Origin of the sequence: Bradyrhizobium sp. 197 (assembly GCF_023073375.1) — a bacterium.
Lineage (GTDB): Bacteria > Pseudomonadota > Alphaproteobacteria > Rhizobiales > Xanthobacteraceae > Bradyrhizobium.
Genome location: NZ_JADPJJ010000155.1, coordinates 1 through 3,849, shown reverse-complemented (window position 1 = coordinate 3,849; position 3,849 = coordinate 1). Strand labels below are relative to the sequence as shown.

4 protein-coding genes and 1 pseudogene are annotated in these 3,849 nt (G+C 60.8%); 1 reads left to right on the top strand and 4 read right to left on the bottom strand.

Translation table 11 applies throughout. From position 1 onward, the window contains the following. Positions 1 to 920 precede the first annotated feature (920 nt). On the bottom strand, positions 921 to 1,115 hold the full coding sequence (locus IVB27_RS34845) for a hypothetical protein (RefSeq protein ID WP_247447245.1): 195 nt from the start codon (positions 1,113 to 1,115) through the stop codon (positions 921 to 923). Continuing rightward, positions 1,112 to 1,414: a hypothetical protein gene (locus tag IVB27_RS34840; RefSeq protein ID WP_247447244.1), complete on the bottom strand. Its 303-nt coding sequence runs from the start codon at positions 1,412 to 1,414 to the stop codon at positions 1,112 to 1,114. The genes IVB27_RS34845 and IVB27_RS34840 overlap by 4 nt, the downstream gene beginning before the upstream one ends. Positions 1,415 to 1,785: 371 nt before the next feature. Between IVB27_RS34840 and IVB27_RS34835 the strand changes: the two genes are divergently transcribed. Beyond that, positions 1,786 to 1,989 carry a hypothetical protein gene (locus tag IVB27_RS34835; RefSeq protein ID WP_345946957.1) on the top strand — a complete coding sequence of 68 codons (204 nt, stop codon included), beginning with the start codon at positions 1,786 to 1,788 and terminating at the stop codon, positions 1,987 to 1,989. Between the two features lies 1 nt (position 1,990). Here IVB27_RS34835 and IVB27_RS34830 read toward each other — a convergent pair. Further along, positions 1,991 to 2,293 (bottom strand): annotated as a pseudogene (locus tag IVB27_RS34830) (integrase core domain-containing protein); the annotation flags it as partial. A 37-nt stretch (positions 2,294 to 2,330) separates the two neighbouring features. After that, positions 2,331 to 3,704, bottom strand: a complete 1,374-nt coding sequence (locus IVB27_RS34825) for an IS30 family transposase (protein WP_247447243.1) — start codon at positions 3,702 to 3,704, stop codon at positions 2,331 to 2,333. Positions 3,705 to 3,849 lie beyond the last annotated feature (145 nt).

Here is a 3,849-nt window from a genome sequence, read left to right as displayed (position 1 = left end):
GCACCATGCGCAAGACCAAACATCGGGGCATCGCTCGCGTCGCCGCCGACTTCCTGCTTAATCTGATCGCCTATAACCTGATCCGAATTCCAAAACTGCCCGCCGCATAGCCACCCCGCGCGGGGGCACACTCAATACCAAGCTAGAAATTACATCCAACTCTACCGCGCCGCTCCAAAAACGACCGGCGAAAATATGAAAATTCTCCATTTCAAGGTTTTTCAGCAGACTGCTAGACAGGGTTGGACGCGCCTCGATCTTCGGCGGCTCGGTGATAGGCGTGTCCTCCGCCAAATATCGACCAACACCGCTCCAGTTGCGCACGCAGCTTTCGCACCACTTATGATCCCATTTCCGCTCGGCATGCATTTTAGCGGCGATTTCGACGGACAGCGAGTGCCCTCGATTGCAGGCGGTGCGGTTGCCAACTGTTCGATTGTACACCCCCTCAAGTATACGCGACTTCCTATTGGCCCTCGCGAGCGCCAATGCTTTTGCGCCCCAATCTGGATTGAGTTCGCAGTGCCTGCGAAACGCTTTGTCAGAGCAAATTGAGTTTCCGCCACCGCCGACGAGGGTTCGTAGCGCCTCTCCGGCCTCAAGGCGCGCCATGAAGTTCACAGCCTCCGTCGCATTCATTGTAAACACTGCCCCGGCGATCAACTCGGAAAGGCACGACTCGCAGACCCGCGGGGCCGTCTTGCCGGTTCGGAAGCTTGACAGCGGTAAGTTCTGCTCACATCGACGACACTGTTTCATCATGACCGTCTCCATTGTTGAATATTGGGCGCGGAATGCGCAACACGGAGCCGAATCCTGAATCGCGGCGAGGCAGCGACAGGAAGAGCCATCGGGATTTCACATTGAGAGAGTAGGGGCCGAGTGAGTCGCAGGGCTAACTCACCGCCGGCCGGCGCCCGTTAAGCATCAACCGACTTGGATGATTGAATGATACTAAATACGGGCGGGGCTTTTGGGGCTTCATCTGGTACGGCCAGGAAGCCCGTCACTAGCTGCGTTGCCAGCCGCAAGACGGTCAAGGCATCCTCAGTCTCTTCCGGAAGTTGGCTTGCCAACATCACGGCATGGCGACGATGCCAGTTTTCCTGTTTCATGCCATCCCCCCGTGCTGCCAGTCCTGCGTGCCAACCTGCTCATGCAGCCTGTCATGGTCGCCAATGCCGGACTCTGCGTGGTCTAACTCAAGGTCGCGGCGGCCGCCGGCTGCCCATCGCTCTTGAGTGTGGTTATGATCAAGGCTTCCCAAGGAGGGCTCGCTATCGCAGTCATCCTGCTCGGCGTCGTCTTTACAGCCGACGCTCCAGCGGGTTTGATCGGTTCTGCGATCGAGCGAGCCTAACGACGGCTCAAGCTCCTCCGGCTCCCGCTCGTCGTCATCCTCAAGTTCAGTCACGACGTACGGATCTGAGTGATCAAGGAATTGGATTAGCCGGACGATTTCGTCCCGAGCCTCGCGCCGAAGCCTTCGAAGAGTGCTATCGCTTTATGGCGGCTTCGCTCCTGGGCGATCAGGTTTGGGTTCAGCATGGCCGCGCACCTGATCGCGTCACGACAACGCCGACTGCAACAGCGAGGAGGGGCTTCGCGCTCGTCGAGCAGCCAGCGCTATGCGCCCTTAGCGGCGCACGCTGACCGTGAATTGTCTTGGTCAAGCCGAATGCGGGCTCTCCAAAGTCTTGCTTAACGAACAGGTGGCATTCCCGGCCGTCGAAGCTACAAAACCTAGCGGCTTGCGATTGAGCGCGCGCGGAGGAATCCTCCGGCATGAGCACCAAGTCGCGAGAGGTCATCTGGGGCGGGCAGGTCATGGGCGCGAAGATCCGCGCCGAGGGGGCCCGCCAGCGCGCTCAACAGGCTGTTCGTGAGGCTGACCGGGCTGAGGCAGAGGCGTGGTCGGTGCGAATGGAAGGATACGTGGGGCCGGCGCAACTGAACCGCCCCGGGATTGCCGGAGGCCATTTGGTTTAAGTTATGCCGCCATGGCGGGTTGTTCCAGCATGGCGTAGTAGCGTTGCTCGGCTTCGGCCGGTGGTATGTTGCCGATGGGCTCCAGGAGCCGCCGGTTATTGAACCAGTCGACCCATTCCAGCGTCGCGAACTCGACGGCCTCGAAGCTGCGCCATGGCCCGCGCCGATGGATCACCTCGGCCTTGTAGAGGCCGTTGATGGTTTCGGCGAGAGCATTGTCATAGGAATCTCCGACGCTGCCGACAGAAGGCTCCACGCCTGCTTCAGCCAGGCGCTCGGTGTACTTAATGGATACATATTGGGCGGATTCAAACGGTCGTCGCAACACCAGTTACTTTCACTCATGACAGCAGATCGTCAAGCGCCTCCGCTGGCGTTTTCCAGCCTAGTGTCTTTCTCGGTCGGGCATTGAGAGCCGCTGCCACAGCGGATATCTCCTCGGCGCTGTGGATGCTCAGGTCTGTGCCTTTCGGGAAGTACTGCCGCAGCAACCCGTTGGTGTTCTCGTTAGTGCCGCGCTGCCAAGGGCTTTGCGGGTCGCAGAAGTAGACCTGGATACCCGCATCGATCTTGAGACGATCGTGCTGAGCCATTTCGGCCCCCTGATCCCAGGTTAGCGAGCGACGGAGCTCTTCAGGTAAGGTGATGACGGTGCGCGTGATCGCGTCGCGCACGGCTTCAGCCCCGTGTCCCGCGAGCGCAGGTCCGTTCTTCACGCGCGGAGCTTCGCCATGTCCCGCCAACCGGGGAAGGTGCAATAGCATCGTGAAGCGCGTCGTGCGCTCGACCAGCGTGCCGATTGCCGAGCTGCCAACACCGAGGATGAGGTCTCCCTCCCAATGCCCCGGCACTGCTCGATCGGCAGCTTCAGCAGGACGTTCACTGATCATGATCTCCGGGGAGACAAAGCCCTTGCCTCGCCTGCGTACGCGCGCTCTGGGCATCCGTAATACACGCCCTGTTCGCAAGCAGGCCGTCAGCTCGCGGCGTAGCGCGCCGCGGCCCTGAACGAAGAGAGCTTGATAGATAGCTTCGTGGCTGATGCGCATCGTCTTGTCGTCCGGGAAGTCGATCGGCAAGCGTCGGGCAATCTGCTCAGGGCTCCAGGCTTTGGCCCATCGCCGATCCTTGCGCGGGCCATGCCGGCGCCCCTTCCACGGAACGGAGGGACCAGGAACGGGAGCGCCGGTCGGGGCTACGACGCCGCCAGCAAGTTTCTCCTCCACATAAGTGCGCAAGGTCGCATTGAGCGCAAGCTTGGTCGGCTTGGGCCGGCGAGCGGATCGATCCGCATGCCATTGGGCAGTTGTTGCCCGATACTCCAACCCGCCGCCGCGGGTGGCCGCATTGCGCCGCAGTTCACGGGAGACTGTCGAAGCAGCCCGCCCCAGGCGACGTCCGATCTCCTGTATGGAATGGCCCTGCACCTTGAGAAGTGCGATCTCCTCGCGCTCAATCAACGAGAGGTACCGCCCGGAGAGCGCCTTTGCCGAAGATCTGAACATCGCTGGTGGCATGCCGCCCGCCTTTCGGAATAATCTGCTTCCGACAGGTTGTGACAATCCGGCTTCGAGTGCAGCATCTTCGCTGCTTAACCCAGCGGCAATCGCCCGCCAAAATTTATTCTGTTCATTGCGCCCCGCAACAGAGGGCCGTCCTGGCGACGGCAATGGGGCTCGTCCTGACCGCTCCGATCTGCGCCTTACAGCGTTCATCGCAACCTCCAAACTCCGAGTGTTGCGACGACCGTTTGAATCCGCCTTGGCTGCCCCTGTCGCTGTGGTGCACCAGCCCGCTACGATGGACCGGCCGTCGATCATGCAGTGCCTGCTCCAGCGCATCGAGCACGAAGCCTGCATG